Annotated in this window: 15 protein-coding genes; 1 reads left to right on the forward strand and 14 read right to left on the reverse strand. The window is 61.3% G+C overall.

The window, feature by feature from the left end; genetic code table 11:
- Positions 1-47: 47 nt before the first annotated feature.
- Complete coding sequence (locus tag ABIB44_RS01200; RefSeq protein ID WP_354582791.1) at positions 48-1,619, forward strand: peptide MFS transporter; 1,572 nt, start codon at positions 48-50, stop codon at positions 1,617-1,619.
- 346 nt (positions 1,620-1,965) lie between these two features.
- On the opposite strand, the gene groL is transcribed toward ABIB44_RS01200, so the two are convergent.
- From groL to ABIB44_RS01270, 14 genes are all read right to left on the reverse strand, one after another.
- The gene (groL, locus tag ABIB44_RS01205; RefSeq protein WP_354582792.1) at positions 1,966-3,612 is read right to left on the reverse strand and encodes a chaperonin GroEL; all 1,647 of its coding nucleotides are present in this window, start codon (positions 3,610-3,612) and stop codon (positions 1,966-1,968) included.
- 52 nt (positions 3,613-3,664) lie between these two features.
- A complete protein-coding gene (gene groES, locus ABIB44_RS01210) occupies positions 3,665-3,955 on the reverse strand; it encodes a co-chaperone GroES (RefSeq protein ID WP_310392474.1) in 291 nt (96 codons plus the stop codon).
- Positions 3,956-4,213: 258 nt separating this feature from the next.
- The gene (gene secG / locus ABIB44_RS01215) at positions 4,214-4,603 is read right to left on the reverse strand and encodes a preprotein translocase subunit SecG (protein WP_354582793.1); all 390 of its coding nucleotides are present in this window, start codon (positions 4,601-4,603) and stop codon (positions 4,214-4,216) included.
- A gap of 26 nt (positions 4,604-4,629) precedes the next feature.
- Positions 4,630-6,306, reverse strand: a complete 1,677-nt coding sequence (locus ABIB44_RS01220; protein ID WP_354582794.1) for a DUF8458 domain-containing protein — start codon at positions 6,304-6,306, stop codon at positions 4,630-4,632.
- A 201-nt stretch (positions 6,307-6,507) separates the two neighbouring features.
- Entirely contained in the window at positions 6,508-7,062 is a 555-nt protein-coding gene (locus tag ABIB44_RS01225; RefSeq protein WP_354582795.1) for an LptE family protein, read from the reverse strand.
- A 31-nt stretch (positions 7,063-7,093) separates the two neighbouring features.
- The gene (locus tag ABIB44_RS01230) at positions 7,094-8,386 is read right to left on the reverse strand and encodes a sigma-54 interaction domain-containing protein (protein ID WP_354582796.1); all 1,293 of its coding nucleotides are present in this window, start codon (positions 8,384-8,386) and stop codon (positions 7,094-7,096) included.
- Between the two features lie 22 nt (positions 8,387-8,408).
- The gene (locus ABIB44_RS01235) at positions 8,409-8,630 is read right to left on the reverse strand and encodes a type II toxin-antitoxin system HicB family antitoxin (RefSeq protein ID WP_354582797.1); all 222 of its coding nucleotides are present in this window, start codon (positions 8,628-8,630) and stop codon (positions 8,409-8,411) included.
- 18 nt (positions 8,631-8,648) lie between these two features.
- Positions 8,649-8,915: a type II toxin-antitoxin system HicA family toxin gene (locus ABIB44_RS01240; protein ID WP_354582798.1), complete on the reverse strand. Its 267-nt coding sequence runs from the start codon at positions 8,913-8,915 to the stop codon at positions 8,649-8,651.
- Positions 8,912-10,348 (reverse strand): tRNA (N6-isopentenyl adenosine(37)-C2)-methylthiotransferase MiaB, encoded by a 1,437-nt coding sequence (gene miaB, locus ABIB44_RS01245; RefSeq protein ID WP_354582799.1) that lies wholly within the window; start codon positions 10,346-10,348, stop codon positions 8,912-8,914. The genes ABIB44_RS01240 and miaB overlap by 4 nt, the downstream gene beginning before the upstream one ends.
- A gap of 131 nt (positions 10,349-10,479) precedes the next feature.
- The gene (locus ABIB44_RS01250) at positions 10,480-11,796 is read right to left on the reverse strand and encodes an anthranilate synthase component I family protein (protein ID WP_354582800.1); all 1,317 of its coding nucleotides are present in this window, start codon (positions 11,794-11,796) and stop codon (positions 10,480-10,482) included.
- A gap of 100 nt (positions 11,797-11,896) precedes the next feature.
- Entirely contained in the window at positions 11,897-13,459 is a 1,563-nt protein-coding gene (locus ABIB44_RS01255; RefSeq protein ID WP_354582801.1) for a DUF3808 domain-containing protein, read from the reverse strand.
- 92 nt (positions 13,460-13,551) lie between these two features.
- Positions 13,552-14,313, reverse strand: a complete 762-nt coding sequence (locus tag ABIB44_RS01260; protein WP_354582802.1) for a zinc ribbon domain-containing protein — start codon at positions 14,311-14,313, stop codon at positions 13,552-13,554.
- Positions 14,303-15,424: a Nif3-like dinuclear metal center hexameric protein gene (locus tag ABIB44_RS01265; RefSeq protein WP_354582803.1), complete on the reverse strand. Its 1,122-nt coding sequence runs from the start codon at positions 15,422-15,424 to the stop codon at positions 14,303-14,305. The genes ABIB44_RS01260 and ABIB44_RS01265 overlap by 11 nt, the downstream gene beginning before the upstream one ends.
- Positions 15,425-15,542: 118 nt before the next feature.
- Positions 15,543-16,238, reverse strand: coding sequence for a uracil-DNA glycosylase family protein (locus ABIB44_RS01270; protein WP_354582804.1), 696 nt, complete (start codon positions 16,236-16,238; stop codon positions 15,543-15,545).
- Positions 16,239-16,247 lie beyond the last annotated feature (9 nt).

A 16,247-nucleotide genomic window follows, 5' to 3' on the forward strand; every position in this document is an offset into this window, starting at 1 on the left:
GGCCGGTTTTGCTCTTCATCATCTCATTTCCCACCCTAGTTTCTTCTATGCAAACTGTTCCTGCTCAGTCCGAGCACCCGCTCGCCGCGGAATCCACGAGCCACCCCAAGGGCCTTTACCTGCTCTTCGCTACCGAAATGTGGGAGCGGTTCAGTTACTACGGTATGCGCGCCGTGCTGGTGCTGTTCCTCACCAAAGCCATGATGATGGACAAGGCGTTCGCGTCGAAGTTCTATGGTGGCTACACCAGCCTGGTCTACCTCACGCCGCTTATCGGTGGCTTTATTTCGGACCGGTACTGGGGCAACCGGCGTTCCATCCTCACTGGCGGTCTGCTGATGGCGCTGGGGCAGTTCACGCTTTTCTTTTCGGCTTCAAACTACGGCCCCGAGAGCACCCATGCCCTCAGCCACTGGCTGCTGTATTTGGGCCTGGGCGTGATGATTGTGGGCAACGGCTTCTTCAAACCTAATATTTCGAGCATGGTGGGCTCCCTCTACAGCCCCGCCGACAAGCGCAAGGATGCGGCCTACACCATCTTTTACATGGGCATTAACCTGGGTTCATTTATCGGTAACACCATCACCAGCCTCATTGGCGACACCGGCAACCCGGCCGATTTCCGCTGGGCTTTTCTGGCCTGCGGCATTGCCATGCTGCTGGGCACGGTGGTCTTCAACTGGGGTAAGGACAAATACCTGCACACGCCGGAAGGCGTGCAGGTGGGCGAAACGCCCGCTATTTCGGGTGGCATCATGGGGGTGTACGCCCTGCTGCCGGTGCTGTTGGCCATTATTCTGGGTATTCTGTGGCTCGATTCGGCCAAATTCCCCACCATTGCGCCGCTGCTGGGCGTGGCCGTTATCGGCATTTCTTACATGATTTTCAGTGATAAGTCGCTGAGCGGGGCCGATATCAAGGGCATTATGGTGATTTTCATCGTGTCGTTCTTCGTCGTATTCTTCTGGGCGGCATTCGAGCAGGCTCCCGCCTCGCTCACCTTCTTTGCCGATGAGCAGATGAACCGCACCATCTTCGGCTACGAGTTGCCGGCCAGCATTTTCCAGAACCTGAACGCTATTTTCGTAGTGGTGGGTGCACCGCTCATGGCCATGGTCTGGACGGCCCTGGGCCGCCGCGGAGCCGAGCCGCCATCCCCCCTGAAAATGTCTATCGGCCTGGCTTTTCTGGCTGCTGGCTACCTGGTGATGTGCTTTGGCGTACACGACCTGCAGCCCGGCGTGAAGGTGAGTATGTTCTTCCTGGTGGCGCTCTATTTCCTGCACTCCGTGGGCGAGCTGTGCCTGTCGCCCATCGGCCTGTCGCTGGTGAACAAGCTGGCCCCCGCCAAATTTGCCTCGCTGCTGATGGCCGTGTGGTTTCTGGCCAATGCCGCGGCCAACTACCTCGCCGGCTACATGAGCAGCCTCTACCCCGACCCCAAATCGACGGCCCCCGCGCCGGTGCTACTGGGTTTCCACATCACGAACCTCTACGATTTTTTCATGGTGTTTGTCGTATCAGCTGCCGCTGCCGCCGCCATCCTGTTCCTCATCAGCGGCAAGCTGGCCAAGATGATGGATGCCCGCAACTACCCCGCGCCGGTAGCGCAGGCGTAAGCTGGGCTTTTGTTTGAAACAGAACAGCCCCCGCTGCCAGTGCAGCGGGGGCTTCTTTGTGCCCCGAGCCACCAGCTTCGGATGCGTCGTCCAAGGCTTAGTGGGTAAAAACCGGTGCTTTGTACGCCCCGCCCAATGCTTCACACGTCTCGCCCGGCGCGTTGTACGCCCAAGCCAAGGCATTGCTTGCAGAAGCCAAGCCGTCGCACGCCCCGCGCAGCGCGGTGCACGTCATAACCAATGCTTCGTACCTCCTGACCAAACGCAAAAAAGCCCCGCTGGCATTTGCCAGCGGGGCTTTCTCTGATGCAATAGCGAATCTGCGTAATCCGTTATAATCTGCGGTCTACATCATGCCGCCCATGCCACCCATACCGCCCATGCCGCCGTCGCCGTGGCTATGGCCAGCATCCTTAGGCTCGGGCTCGTCCGAAATCACGGCCTCAGTCGTCAGCAGCAAGCCGGCGATGGAAGCAGCGTTTTCGAGGGCCAGACGGGTCACTTTGGTCGGGTCGATGATGCCAGCGGCCACCAGGTTCTCATAACGGTCCTCACGGGCGTTGTAGCCATAGTCGCCTTTGCCTTCGCGCACTTTCTGCACCACTACCGAGCCTTCGCCGCCAGCATTGGCCACGATGGTGCGCAGGGGAGCCTCCAGGGCCGTCCGGATGATGTTTACACCGGTACGCTCGTCGGCATTGTGGGTGTCCACGCCGTCGAGGGATTCCAGGGCGCGCACCAGGGCCACGCCGCCACCGGGTACCACGCCTTCCTCAACGGCGGCGCGGGTGGCGTGCAGGGCATCGTCAACCCGGTCTTTCTTCTCCTTCATCTCCACTTCCGTCGAAGCACCGATGTAGAGAATGGCCACGCCGCCGCTCAGTTTGGCGAGGCGCTCCTGCAGTTTCTCCTTGTCGTAGTCCGACGTGGTGGTTTCCATCTGGGCCTTAATCTGGGCGATGCGGCTCTGAATTGCCGTCTTCTCACCCTTGCCGTTCACGATGGTCGTGTTGTCCTTGTCGATGATGATTTTCTCGGCCGTGCCCAGGTACTCCAGGGTGGCGTTTTCGAGCTTGTAGCCCTGCTCTTCGCTGATAACGGTACCGCCCGTGAGGGTGGCAATGTCTTCCAGCATGGCCTTGCGGCGGTCGCCGAAACCGGGAGCTTTCACGGCCGCGATTTTCAGCGAGCCGCGCAGCTTGTTCACCACCAAGGTAGCCAGGGCCTCACCGTCCACATCTTCCGAGATGATAACCAGGGGCTTGCCGGTCTGCAGCACCTGCTCCAGCACGGGCAGCAACTCCTTCATCGTGCTCACTTTCTTGTCGTAGATGAGCACGTAAGGCGAGTCGAACTCCACCTCCATTTTCTCGGGGTTGGTCACGAAGTATGGCGACAGGTAGCCGCGGTCGAACTGCATGCCTTCCACCGTTTTCACTTCGGTTTCGGTGCCGCGCGCTTCCTCCACGGTGATGACGCCTTCCTTGCCCACTTTGTCCATGGCATCGGCAATCATCTGGCCGATTTCCATGTCGTTGTTGGCCGAAATAGCGCCCACCTGGGCGATTTCAGCGGAGTTCTCAATTTTCTTCGACTGCGACTTCAGGTTGGCAACCACGGCAATTACTGCCTTGTCGATGCCGCGCTTCAAATCCATCGGGTTAGCCCCGGCGGCCACGTTTTTCGAGCCGGCCGTATAGATGGCCTGGGCTAGTACCGTCGCCGTGGTGGTACCGTCGCCGGCCTGGTCGGCCGTTTTCGAAGCCACTTCTTTCACGAGCTGAGCACCCATGTTTTCAACCGGGTCGCGCAGCTCAATTTCCTTGGCCACGGTCACACCGTCCTTGGTAATGGTGGGCGCGCCGAATTTTTTGTCGATAATGACATTGCGGCCTTTGGGGCCGAGGGTCACTTTCACGGCGTTCGCCAGTTTGTTCACACCGGCCTGCAAGCGGGCGCGGCCTTCGGTGTCGAATTGAATGTTCTTAGCCACTGCGGGAGGGAATTAAGAATTAAAAATTAAAAATGAAGGGTTTTCAACCGGCCTAGAGCACGGCGAAAATGTCCGACTCGCGCATGATGAGCAGGTCTTCACCGTCGACGGTGATTTCGGTGCCGGCGTACTTACCGTAGAGCACCTGGTCGCCCACATGCACCTGGGGCTTGATGATAGCGCCAGCATCGGAGGTTTTGCCTTCGCCTACGGCCACAACTTCGCCACGCTGGGGCTTCTCCTTGGCCGTATCGGGGATGATGATGCCGGATTTGGTTTTCTCCTCGGCGGCGGCGGCGCGAACAATGACGCGGTCGGCCAGCGGTTTCATGCTAAGTGCCATTTTGGGTGTATTTGGGTTGGATTAGATGGAAAATCTTCGTGTATGGCCCTGCCTCACTTCCCGTGCCAGCCCGCCAAACCTGACAAAATGGGCAGCTTTTGCCAGTAAAAGGTGGCAGAAGTGGCGGATGTGGCGCTAACCGCAACCGGTTTTGCGCTGTCTGGTTTGCTTCCAGCGCCGGCACGATGACCAAAGAAAAAGCCGGTGCCTCTCTAGTGGGAGGCACCGGCTTTCGCGGTTTCGGAAAAGAAGCCGTTATTACCGAACTGGCGTGTTTGCCGGAGCGGGCGCAGGTGTGGTGGTACCAGCGGGTGCCGGAGCCGGAGCGGTTGCCGGGGCCGGGCCAGTCGGAGCCGAAGGCGCAGGCAACTTGGTTTGCAGGGCGCGCTCCTGGTTCACGCTGCGTACCGGGCCACCGCCGGTCGAGGTAAGCATGTGCGAGCCGAGCGACAGCACGACCAGGCCAATCGCGAAGCCCCAGGTGAGCTTCTCCAGCAGGTCGCCGGTACGCTTCACGCCCATCATGCTGGCCGCGCCACCGGCGCTAAACTGGCTGGAAATTCCGCCCCCCTTGGGGTTTTGGGCCAGCACCACGAGGGCCAGCAGGAAACATACCAGGAGAATGAGGATGATGAGCGCAGTGTACATGAAGGGTTAAAAAAGGAAGCTGCGCATTACGCAGAAGGTTGCAAGGACTGAATTTGAAGCGCAAAGTACGCCATTTTTTCCGGCTGTTTCACCATCAGCTTTTCATAAATCTCGATGGCCCGGGCGGTTTTGCCCTGTCGCACAAAAATGCGGGCCAGATTTTCCGATACCAGGTCGGGCTCGGCGCGGGTGCTGCGCACGCTTAAGTCGGCCTGGTGGGTGGCGGCGGGCGGCAGCATGGCGGGTCGCGTCAGACGCGGCTGTCGCTTGAGGAAGTTGTTGATGAGGTCGACGGTGGAGGGCAGCTCGGGCGCGGCCGGACGGTGCGTGGCCCAATGGCCGAGTAGCAGCGGGTCGGGCTCGAAGAAGGTGCCCGTGGGCGGGAGCGCACTGGCCGGCGGCTGGGCCGCGGCAACCAGCGCGGTACTGCTTTCAACGGCTTCGGCCCGGGCCGTCAGCAGGTCCAGCAGCTGCATCGACAGGCCCAGGCGGCTGCTTTCGCCCAACGCGTAGCCTACCACCGCATCGCCGGTGAAGGCCGCCGGAGTGAAAACGGGCACGACCGGGACCGGGATAGCCAGCACGAACGCATCGGGGCTGCCCAGGCCGCGGGTGACGGCCGAGGCGGCCCATTCGTCAACCAGCCCGGGAAGCTCGTAGGTGGGTAGGGCGGCAACCGGCGCGGGGTCGGCGAGCCCAAACTCGAACCGGGCTTCGCCCACTTCCACCGGTGGGCGAATGGCCGGGGCCTGGGCCGGCAGCTCGGCTTCCAGCTCCTCAATGGCGGGCGCGGGGGCTGGTGCAGCTGTAAGTGCTTCCGGAGCGATAGGGGCCGCTGGCGGTAGGGCCACTTCCACTGTTGCTGGCGTTTCGGCCACAACCGGTATCGAAACTGCAGAAACAGTTTCGGATGCTGGCTCAACTACGGCTGCTGGTGCCGGACTGGCAATTTCGGACACCGCCGGAGCAGTTGGAGCAGCCGCTTCGGGTACTGCCGCAACGGCCGTTTCGGCCGGGCCCGTTGTCATTGGTGTGGGCGCAATTACCGGCGTCTCAATCAGCTCGACTACTGCTGTTATGGCGGCGGTCGGTAGCTCGGCCGGTGCGGCCAGGGCAGGCGGCGCAACCGGAACAAGTTGCGGCTCCGAATGGGGAGCCGGTGCTGTTTCTGGCAGCGCGACCAACTCGGATAATGTCGGCGTTACCGTCGTGGTGGCCGTTTCGGTTGCTGCTTCAAAGGCCTCCGCAACGGCGTGGGCAGGAGCGGTAGGTGCCGGGAGGAGCGGGGGAGTAACCGGCAGCAGTGCCGCGGAAGCAGCTGAGGCCGCTACCGCGGCGGGCACCGGCGCGGGCAAAACGGGCGCTGCGGTGGGAGCCACGTATTCGTCGGGCCAGTCTACGAGGTCGAGTGGGTGCGGGGCGGCCGGCAGGGCAGCCGGTTCTGGCGGGGCTGCTGCTGCCGGCACGTCATCTTCCTGCTCAATCAGGCGGCGGAGCAGGGTGCGGTCGGCGGCGTAGGTGGCGGCGCGGCGCAGGCGCTGGCCGGCCAGCATGGTACCCTGGTCGTGCGCAGCTTTGGCCAGTAGCAGATGGGCGGTCTGGCAATAAGGAAAAGCCTGGGCCAACTGCTCGAGTTCGCGCACTTCGGCTGGCCCCAGGGCGGTGGGGCGTTCCAGAACGTGCAGGAGAGTGGCGCGGGTCACGACGGCGAGGAGAAGGGCAGAACGAAAATAGCTTTATATCCGCAACGCAGGCACTGGGGGCTACGAAGCGGGGCGCAACATTACGTCAATTTACGCAAATGCCCGCAGCTTCTTCATTGCAAAAAGGCCGGTCATTGCTAACCTGCTGGCAGTTACCGACAATGAATTACGCGCTTTTTACCGCACCAAAGGGGGCAGTTCCTACCAGTTGGCTACCGACTTATTAAAGATGTCGGTGATGATTTTGTCGGTCGTCGTCCGCACCGCCGTGGGGTCGCTGTTGATGGTGGAGATGTTGCGGCCAGCCCCGTAGTCGTCGAAATTCTGAAAGACCTGCTCGAAGCTTTGCTTATCGTCTTTCGTATTGGTAAAGCGTATTTTTACTTGGATGGTGAGGCGGTTCGACCCCGCCTGCGACACGCCCGCCACCTGCTGAATGGAAGCCGGCGCAAAGTCGTAGGCAATGATATTGCCGTCGAACTGCAGGTCGCCGTCGCGCGGTACCAGCCGCAGGTTGGTATTGCGCTGGAAATAATCCTTCAAATCCTCGGTGAACCGCTGGGTCAGAAACGCTGGCCCCTGCGGCGAGTTATTCTGAATAGTCGCAATAGAAATCGTGCGCACCGCCGGGTCGATGTTAGTGCCGTTGAACGAGTAAATGCCGCAGCCGCTCATGAACAAGCTGATAGCCATCAGCTGATAGCCCATAGCTTTTTTGCCAAACACCTTCAAAAAGCTAACGGCTAGGAGCCGCATAAAGGGCTCCCGCTGACAGCTAACCGCTAATCTAAACTTGCTCCAGGTCATACTGCTTGAGTTTGCGGTAAAGCGTGCGTTCCGAGATACCCAGGTCGTGGGCCGCGTATTTGCGCTTGTTGTTGTGCTTTTTCAGGGCCTTGAGAATCATTTCCCGCTCTTTCACATCGAGCGACAGCGTTTCCTCCTCGGTTTCGTGCGGAATGTCTTCCACCGGGGTTTCGTCGTCGTAGTTTTCGGTCGGCTCGCTGTGGTAGGGGTTGGTGGCGGCGGGCAGGAAATACTCATTGCCAGCGTTGCCCTCAAACGCCGTTGCCGCGCCGGTATTGCTGAAGAGATGGCTGTTCTGGCGCAGTAGCTCCTGGGCCTCGTGCGGCCGCTGGCCCGAGGCTAGCTCCAGCACCATCTTTTTCAGGTCCGTCATGTCGCGGCGCATGTCGAACAAAATCTTGTAGAGCAGGTCGCGTTCCGAATAGTTGGTGGCCGCGCCATCGGGCGCGCCCGGGCCGAGCAGCATGGGCAGGCGGCTGACCTGGTCCTGCGGCAGGTAGGGGGCCAGGCGGCGGGCATCCACGTCGCGCTCGGTTTCGAGCACCGACATCTGCTCGGCGATGTTCTTGAGCTGGCGGATGTTGCCGGGGAAGCGGAAGCGCGTGAGCACCGGCACCGCGTCGGGCAGCAGGGTAATGGGCCGGGTCCGGTAGCGTTCGGCCGCATCCGAAGCAAACTTGCGGAACAGCAGGTATATATCCTCGCCACGCTCGCGCAGCGGCGGCACCGTGATGGGCACCGTATTGAGGCGGTAGTACAGGTCTTCGCGGAACGTGCCGGCCTGCACGCGGTCGAGCAGGTTCACGTTGGTGGCGGCCACCACGCGCACGTCGGTTTTCTGCACCTTGCTGGAGCCGACACGGATAAACTCGCCATTTTCCAGCACGCGCAGCAGGCGGGCCTGGGTACCGAGCGGCATCTCGCCGATTTCGTCCAGGAAAATGGTGCCGCCGTTGGTGACTTCGAAGTATCCTTTCCGCGCCTCGTTGGCCCCAGTGAAAGAGCCTTTTTCGTGGCCGAACAGCTCCGAGTCAATCGTACCCTCGGGAATGGCACCGCAGTTGATGGCGATGAACTGCCCGTGCTTGCGCGGCGACAAGGCGTGAATAATCTTGGAAAACGACTCCTTGCCCGACCCGCTTTCGCCGGTAATGAGCACCGTCATATCGGTGGGTGCGACCTGCGCGGCCACCTGAATGGCGTAGTTCAGCGTCGGCGCATTGCCGATGATGCCGAACCGGAGCTTGATGGATTGAATTTCTTGGGTTGTCAATGGTAAAGCGGGTTAAAGGCTGCTAGGCAGCTATTTGCAGACGTTCGCGCGGGGCCGGAATCTCCCGTCCGAACTCGTGGGCGAAATCCATCCATTCCTGGATAACAACTAGCACGTTGGCAAGGGCTGCTTCCTGCGTCGCGCCATCTGCCATACAACCGGGCAGGTCAGGTACTTCCACGATAAACGCCTGGTCTTCGGCGCTCCAGTACAGGACAACCGGGTAATGGTGAGGGTCGAACATGGCGAGGGATGAAGTGCGTTAAATAGTGTCCAATTTCAGCGCGGAGTCATATTTCAACAAAATAGCGCGCACTTGTTTGGCTTGATACGGTTTCACCGCATTACCGATGGCGGGCTGAATATTGATTAATTCGTCGATGCCTGCTTTCCCAAACAAGTGGTGGCTGCCGCGTACTCTTTGTTCGAATCCCAGCGTTTCAAGCAACAAGCACAGCGCACTAAAGTCCAACGTTTGGTCGTGTTGCCCTGAAAGTAGCTGTGCCAGGAACTTCTGTCGCCGGCTCATACGGCATTTCCAAGCAGCGTACTGGCCGAGCTCGAATGCACCAATACGTTCACGTAGTCGCCTTTCTTAAAATTGCCTTTTGGGAAAATGACAACTTGGTTCTGACTGTTGCGGCCACTCAAATCATCTTTCGAGCGTTTGGAGAAGTTCTCCACCAGCACCCTATGCACCTGGCCCACGGCCCGGGCATTGCGCTTGGCGCTGTAAACCTGCTGAACATCAATCAACTCCTGCAGGCGGCGCTTCTTGGTTTCAAGCGGAATATCATCGGCCAGCTTGCGGGCAGCCAGCGTGCCGGGGCGCTCCGAGTAGAAGAACTGGTAAGCCATGTCGTACTGCACGAAGTGCATCAGGCTCTTCGTGTCCTCGTGCTCTTCCTCGGTTTCGGAGCAGAAGCCGGCAATCATGTCGGTCGAGATGGCGCAATCCTCGCCCAGGACTTCGCGGATGCGGTTCACCCGCGCTTCATACCAGGGCCGGTCGTAGGTGCGATTCATGAGGGCCAGCACGCGGGAGTTGCCGCTCTGGGCCGGCAGGTGGATGTACTTGCAGATGTTTTCGTGGCGCGCCATGGTGTGCAGCACCTCGTCGGTGATGTCCTTGGGGTGCGAGGTGGAGAAGCGCACCCGCAGCTCGGGGCTGATAAGGGCCACGCGCTCCAGCAGCTGCGCGAAATTGACGTGCTCCAGACCGTCGGCCGAGGCCCACTTGTAGGAGTCCACGTTCTGGCCCAGTAGGGTTACTTCCTTGTAGCCCGCTGTCACCAGGTCGCGGGCTTCCTGAATGATGCTGTGGGCGTCGCGGCTGCGCTCGCGGCCCCGGGTGAAGGGCACCACGCAGAACGAGCACATGTTGTCACAGCCGCGCATGATGCTGATGAAGGCCGACACGCCGTTGGAATTCAGACGCACCGGCGTGATGTCGGCGTAGGTTTCCTCGCGGCTCAGCAGCACGTTCACGCCCCTTTGCCCGCCATCGACCTGGCTGATGAGCTGGGGCAAGTCGCGGTAGGCATCGGGGCCGACCACGAGGTCTACAATTTTATCTTCTTCCAGAAACTTGCTTTTCAGGCGCTCGGCCATGCAGCCGAGCACGCCCACCAGCATGCCGGGCTTGCGCTTTTTGTGCGCATTTATCTGCTTGAGACGCATGCGTACGGTCTGCTCGGCCTTCTCGCGGATGGAGCAGGTGTTGAGCAACACGAGGTCGGCATTGGCGAGGTCGTCGGTGGTGTCGAAGCCTTCATCGAAGAGAATGCTCGACACGATTTCGGAGTCCGAGAAATTCATCTGGCAGCCGTAGCTCTCGATGTAGAGCTTGCGCTGGCGGCCGGTGCGGGTAGCGGCCATCACGCGCACGTCGCCGCTGGGCGTCGCCTCAACGTTGGGCGCGGCTTTATCTAGAAAATCAAGGGTTAATAGGGGTTGGGCCATATTTGAAACGCTTTTCGGCGGAGGACAAAGATACGCCGGTCAAGGCTAAAATGACAGAATGGCAGGTGAATCAGTGAACAGTTATCAGTGAACAGTTATCAGTGAGCAAACGAGCAATGCAAGGCCGCCACTTAACTGTTCACTGATGACTGTTCACTGATAACTGTTCCCAGCACTTCCAGCATGGCCCGGGCTTTCAGGAGGCACTCGTCGTACTCGCGCTCGGGCACCGAGTCGTAGGTGATGGCCGAGCCGACCTGGAAGCTGAGGTAGCCGGTATCGGCCCGGTATTGCAGGCTGCGGATGACGACGTTGAAATCGAAGTCGCCACCCGGCCACACCACGCCAAGGCTGCCGCTATATAGGCTGCGCCGGCTGCGCTCGTAGTGCTCAATCAGCTGCATGGCCCTGATTTTTGGGGCCCCGGTCATGGAGCCCATCGGGAAGGCGGCGCGCAGCACCTCGACCAAATCAACGTCCGGCCGCAACTCGGCGGCCACGGTCGAAATCATTTGCCACACGTGGCGGAAGGGGTAGAGACCGAAGAGCTCGGGCACCCGCACGGTACCGGTTTGGGCCACGCGAGCGAGGTCGTTGCGCACGAGGTCCACAATCATCAGGTTTTCGGCGCGCTCCTTTTCGTTATGGAACAGGTTTTCGCGCTGCTGCACGTCCTTGGCCGGGGTGGTGCCGCGGCCGGTGGTGCCTTTGATGGGCTGGGAAATGAGCTGGTTGCCGCGCCGGGCCGCGAACCGCTCGGGCGAAGCGCACAGCAGGTAATGGTTGTGCCAGCGCAGAAAGCCCGCGAACGGGGCCGGCGATATGACGTTTAGGCGCTCAAAAACGTCCGCTGGGTCAAGTTCTACCCCTTCGGCATAGAACTCCTGGCAGAGATTGAGTTCGTACACCTCCCCACTCAAAATGTCTTCGCGCACGGCTTCTACGGCGCTCAGGTACTCGGCCCGGGGCAGGCGGGGGCGCAGAACGGGCACCTGTGGCGCCGCCAAAACAGGCAATTCAATACCCATAATACCGGCCAAAACCCCTTCCGAATTACCATGGATTTCGAGCTGACCGGCGCGCCAGCGCAGCCAGGTTTCGGCCCGGAAGAAATGCAGCTGCGGCCAGCTGAAGCCGGCGTGATTAGCGCTGCTCAGGCACTCGATTTCGTTTTTGACGTCGTAGGTCACGAAGCCGCAGCACGGAGCCATTCCGGACTGCCGCAGCCACGGCTGCAGCTCAGCCAGGGTGCGCGGGGCAGCATCGGCGCGCGCTGCCACGGCCAGCAGGCGCTCGAACGGGCCCTCGGGGTAGGCCAAATCGTTGGGTTCGAAGAACGCGCAGTGCGCAAAGCCCGCCGCCCAACGCAGGGCCCGCGCCCGGAAATCGGCCGGCAGCCCGGCCAGCGGCACGGTAAGGCAGGAAGAAACAGCAGAAACGTTGGACACTGGAACAGCAACAGGAAGAACGGCCATTTGTGCTGGCAGGCATCAAACCAGCTAGCGCGGCCGAAGCCCAAAGTTCGGATTAAATCGCCGCCCGCCGGCGCTATTTCAGCACGCGCAGGGCCAGCTTGGCCTTGGCATCGGTGCTGTTCTTATACTCGTGCCAGGGGTACGCAAGCGCCTTCAGGAAATACTTGCGGGCTACTGGCTTGTTGCCCACGCTTTGCGCCAGGTAGCCCTGCTGCAAAGCCGCTTGCGGAGCGTAGTAGTACGGCGCTTTCGGGCCAGCCTCGCTGAGCGTCGCTTCAAAATAAAACCAGGCCGAATCGAGCTGCCCCAGCCCCTGGAAGGCCCGTGCCCGCCGGTACGGAGCCTCAATGCGGTCGCGCCAGAGCGTGCTGGGCGTGGGCCGGAAACCACGTAGCGTGGCCAGCGCCTCGCGGTCGTAGCCGCCATCGGACTGCAGGCGGGCGCGGGTGAGAACGGGGTTCAGCTTCCGGGCCTCGTCGTAGTAATGCTGAGCGTAGATGTCTTCCTCCACGTCGGCCGGACCGGGCTGGTTGATGAGCGCGCGGTAGCGCGCCATCGTGGTGGCTGGCTGCCCGCCCAGCCACGCCGTGAGGTAGAGCTTGAAGGCCGCATCCTTGCGGTACTGTTGCCCGCGCGACTCGCGCAGAAAAGCCAGGTTCTCGCGCTCCGAGGCGGCGTATTCGCCCCGGTACAGGAGCAGGTCGGCGGCCATGTGGTGCAGGTAGGGCACGGGCAGGTAGCCCGGGCCGGTGGGCCGCGCGCGGTAGGCCGCCAGGGCGGCATCGGCGTGGTGCTGGCGTTTGGCCACGCTCATGCGCACGTAGGCAAAGAGGAGGTTGTCGGGCTGCTCGGCCATAAGCCGGGCCGTCAGGTGCTCGGCTTCGGCCGGCTGCTTGTAGTAACTCTCCCGAATCAGGGCTTGCAGCAGCTGGCTTTCGAGCTGGAAATCGCCGGGTTGGCCGGCCGCGACACCCAGATTGTGCAGGCCGGCTTCTACGCTGGGCGTGAGGCCCAGCAGGCGCAGCAGCCAGTGGTAACCCTCGGGCAGGGCTCCCACGGAAAACTCGCACACGCCCAGGGTTTTGCGGGCCGGGGCAAAATTGGGATAGTGCCGCACTACGTCCTGCATCTGGTGGTAGCCGCTACGCAGGTGAAAGCCGCCCAGCACCATATGCTTGAACAGCAGCTGGCTCAGACCCAGGTGCAGCGTCATTTCGGCCCGGGCGTAATCGCGTAGGGCGCTGGCCGGAACCCCATCCAGCGCATCAAGTTGGGCTTCCTGGCTGGTCGTGAGGGCGTTGTAGCGGCTGTCATCCTGCGAAACGACCAGCTCCACGAAATCGGCGCAGTTGGCTATCAGCAGCGGCGCGGCAGACCTGGGCGTGGCGGCCAGCTCAGGCCGAAGCATGGCGCGGGCCGCGTCGAGCCGCAGCTTCAGCACCTCGGCATAGGCGCGGCGGCTGTTGGGCGTGAGGGGTTCGAGGGCGGTAGGGGGGGGAGTTGCGGGTACGGCGGCCTGCGGAGGCCCGAATTCCATCAGCAAGAGCCCGCTCAGCAGCCCGATGCCGAACCGCGCAGCCCGCCGCCGGAACGGGCCGGTTTTCGCCGCCACCAAATGAACTGCCGCAAATGCCATCAGAATAGGAACAAAAAAGGAACGACCCGAGGCCGTTCCTTCTTACGAATTGATTCAGTCAATCAGATTGATGACCATGCTTAAAGTCGAGCTTAGACGATGCGAGCCTCCACGTCGGCCAGAATCCGGCCGCAGTGCTCGCACACGATGATTTTCTTGTGCGAGATGATGTCGGCCTGGCGCTGGGGTGGCACCGTGTTGAAGCAGCCGCCGCAGGCGTCGCGACGGACCAGCACCACGGCCAAGCCATTGCGCACGTTGCCGCGAATGCGGGTATAGGCCGTCAGCAGGCGGTCTTCTACGGGTTTGGTGGCTTCGTCGCGCTGGGCCATCAGGCCGCGCTCTTCTTCCTCATTCTCGGCCACGATGGTGTCGAGCTCGCCTTTTTTGTTGTCGAGGTCCTTGCGGCGCTCGTCCAGCTTGCCCTTCGTACCGCTGATTTCGGCGTTTTTCACGTCAATCTGGTACTGGGCTTCTTTAATTTTTTTATCGGCAATCTGAATTTCGAGGCGCTGAAGCTCAATTTCCTTGGCAATAGCTTCGAATTCGCGGTTGTTGCGCACGTTCTGCTGCTGCTCGTCGTACTTTTTGATGAGCGACTCGGCGTCCTTACTGGCCTGCTTGCGGCTCTTGATGGTGTCGTTGAGGCCCTGAATTTCTTCGTCGAACTTCTTCACGCGCACTTCGTAGCCGGCAATCTCGTCTTCGAGGTCGCTCACTTCCTCGGGCAAATCGCCCCGCACGCGCCGGATTTCGTCGAGCTGCGAATCGAGGCTCTGCAGGGTGAGCAGGGCTTCGAGCTTGGCGGCTACGGGAACGTCGGCGGGAGCCACGGCGGCACTTTTAGCAGTCATATTGAACGGGGTTCGTAGGGGTTTCAGCGATTAAGACCGCAAAAGTACGTCCAAATCCGGCCGTTAGCAAATCCCGAAACACCTCGCCGGTGAACTGTTCGCTCTCAAAATGGCCCACGTCGCAGAGCATGAGTTGGCCCTCGGCCCCAAAAAACTCGTGGTATTTCACGTCGCCGGTCACGTAGGCATCGGCCCCGCTGGCCCGCGCCGCGCCAATCAAAAAAGCGCCCGCCCCACCGCAGATGGCCACGGTGCGGATGGGCTTTTCGAAGGCCGTGTGGCGGACCACCGGTACCAGCAGCTGCCGCTTCAGCAGCTGCCGAAACGCGGCCGGGGCCAGGGCTTCGGGCAAATCGCCCACCAAGCCCGCCCCAATTTCCAGATGCGCATTCTCTAGCTTAATCAGCTCATAGGCAACTTCTTCGTAGGGGTGGGCGGCGCGCAACGCCCGCAGCACGGCCGCTTGGCGGTGCAGCGGCAGCAGCACTTCGAGGCGCGTTTCGGCCACTGTTTCGGGCTGATTTTGAGCCCCGATGGCCGGCCGCGCACCCGGGCCGGGCGTGAAAGTGCCGGTGCCCGTGGTGCGGAAGCTGCAATCCGAATACTGGCCCACCTGGCCGGCTCCGGCGGCGTAGAGGGTGGCCAGTACGCGCCCGGCGAGGTCGGTTTGCTGGTCCTCCGGCCGGTTGGGTACGTAGGTGATGAGGCGGGCCAGTGTGCCGCTTTGCGGGGCCAGCACCCGGGTACGCAAAAGCCCTAATTTTTCGGCCAGCTTGTCGTTCACGCCGCCGCGCACGTTATCGAGGTTGGTGTGCGCGGCGTAGATGGCCACGTCGTTTTTGAGGGCGGCAATGATGGTCTGCTCCACTTCATTGGCCCCGGTGAGACGCTTGAGGGGTCGGAAAATAACCGGGTGATGGGCCACCACCACGTTGCAGCCGCGCCGCACGGCCTCGGCCACCACGGCGGGCGTGCAGTCGAGGGCGATGAGCACGCCGGTTATTTCGGCCTGCGGGTCGCCGCATTGCAGGCCGGCGTTGTCGTAACTTTCCTGGTAGGCGAGGGGGGCGGCCGCTTCGAGCAGGCGGGCGAGGTCTTGAACGGTAGGCATTTTTCAGTTGTCAGGTGTAGGGGCGGGGCTTGCCTCCGCCCGTCGTTGAAATCAAGCTTGAGTCGCTGAACAAACCGGGTAGAATTCGTTCAACGACGGGCGGGGGCAAGCCCCGCCCCTACAGCATACTGCCCAATATCTCCACATACTTGGCCACGTTGGCCTCCAAATCGCGGCGGCGGTACTGCATCAAATAGCGCGGGTGGTCGAGCACGACAATTTTATCGAACAAGCCCAACTCGTCGTTCAGCTTCATCAGAAACTCGCCGTTGCGCTTGCCCAAGCTCACGGCCACGTCGCGGCGCAGGCCGAAATCAGCTACTTGTTGCCGGAGGGAGCGTTGCAGGTCGGGCCACAGGGTTTTGATGAGCGCAGGGGCGTCGTAGTAATTGTAGTTCAACCCTTTGTTCAGCAGCACGAGCGGGTAGATGGAGCTGAGAAAAAAATGTTGATAGAACTCGGCCGGGCCGCCCAGCGCCTCCACCACGCGGTACACGAATTGCGTGGAGAGCTCGGGCCGGCCGCGCGGCAGGTCGTTGGCAATGCCGCAAATCTCGCTCAGCGCCACGGGGTCGGTGAAGGCGACGCCAGTGCGGCCCATGCCCAGCCGGCCAGGGTTGATTCCCAACAGGGCCACGCGGGGTCTTACCCCGTAGGGCTGGTCGTCGGCGTAGAATTTGTTGGCGAAGCGTTGTGCTAGTGCCTGCACATCTGGAGCAACGAAGGGATTTTGCGCCTCGATTCCCGGTGGCAAAACGCTGGGTTGGGGGAAGGTGCTCAGGAAGTGCGGCAGGCGGGCGGCCAGATTGGGCATGAGAAAATT

The sequence above is a fragment of the Hymenobacter sp. UYCo722 genome (assembly GCF_040547115.1).
Classification (GTDB): Bacteria; Bacteroidota; Bacteroidia; order Cytophagales; family Hymenobacteraceae; genus Hymenobacter.

Coding starts and splice junctions, on each gene's coding strand:
- ABIB44_RS01200 (WP_354582791.1), top strand. CDS start 48: ATGCAAACTGTTCCTGCTCAGTCCGAGCACCCGCTCGCCGCGGAATCC.
- groES (WP_310392474.1), bottom strand. CDS start 3,955: ATGGCACTTAGCATGAAACCGCTGGCCGACCGCGTCATTGTTCGCGCC.
- secG (WP_354582793.1), bottom strand. CDS start 4,603: ATGTACACTGCGCTCATCATCCTCATTCTCCTGGTATGTTTCCTGCTG.
- ABIB44_RS01225 (WP_354582795.1), bottom strand. CDS start 7,062: ATGCGGCTCCTAGCCGTTAGCTTTTTGAAGGTGTTTGGCAAAAAAGCT.
- ABIB44_RS01235 (WP_354582797.1), bottom strand. CDS start 8,630: ATGTTCGACCCTCACCATTACCCGGTTGTCCTGTACTGGAGCGCCGAA.
- ABIB44_RS01240 (WP_354582798.1), bottom strand. CDS start 8,915: ATGAGCCGGCGACAGAAGTTCCTGGCACAGCTACTTTCAGGGCAACAC.
- miaB (WP_354582799.1), bottom strand. CDS start 10,348: ATGGCCCAACCCCTATTAACCCTTGATTTTCTAGATAAAGCCGCGCCC.
- ABIB44_RS01255 (WP_354582801.1), bottom strand. CDS start 13,459: ATGGCATTTGCGGCAGTTCATTTGGTGGCGGCGAAAACCGGCCCGTTC.
- ABIB44_RS01260 (WP_354582802.1), bottom strand. CDS start 14,313: ATGACTGCTAAAAGTGCCGCCGTGGCTCCCGCCGACGTTCCCGTAGCC.
- ABIB44_RS01265 (WP_354582803.1), bottom strand. CDS start 15,424: ATGCCTACCGTTCAAGACCTCGCCCGCCTGCTCGAAGCGGCCGCCCCC.
- ABIB44_RS01270 (WP_354582804.1), bottom strand. CDS start 16,238: ATGCCCAATCTGGCCGCCCGCCTGCCGCACTTCCTGAGCACCTTCCCC.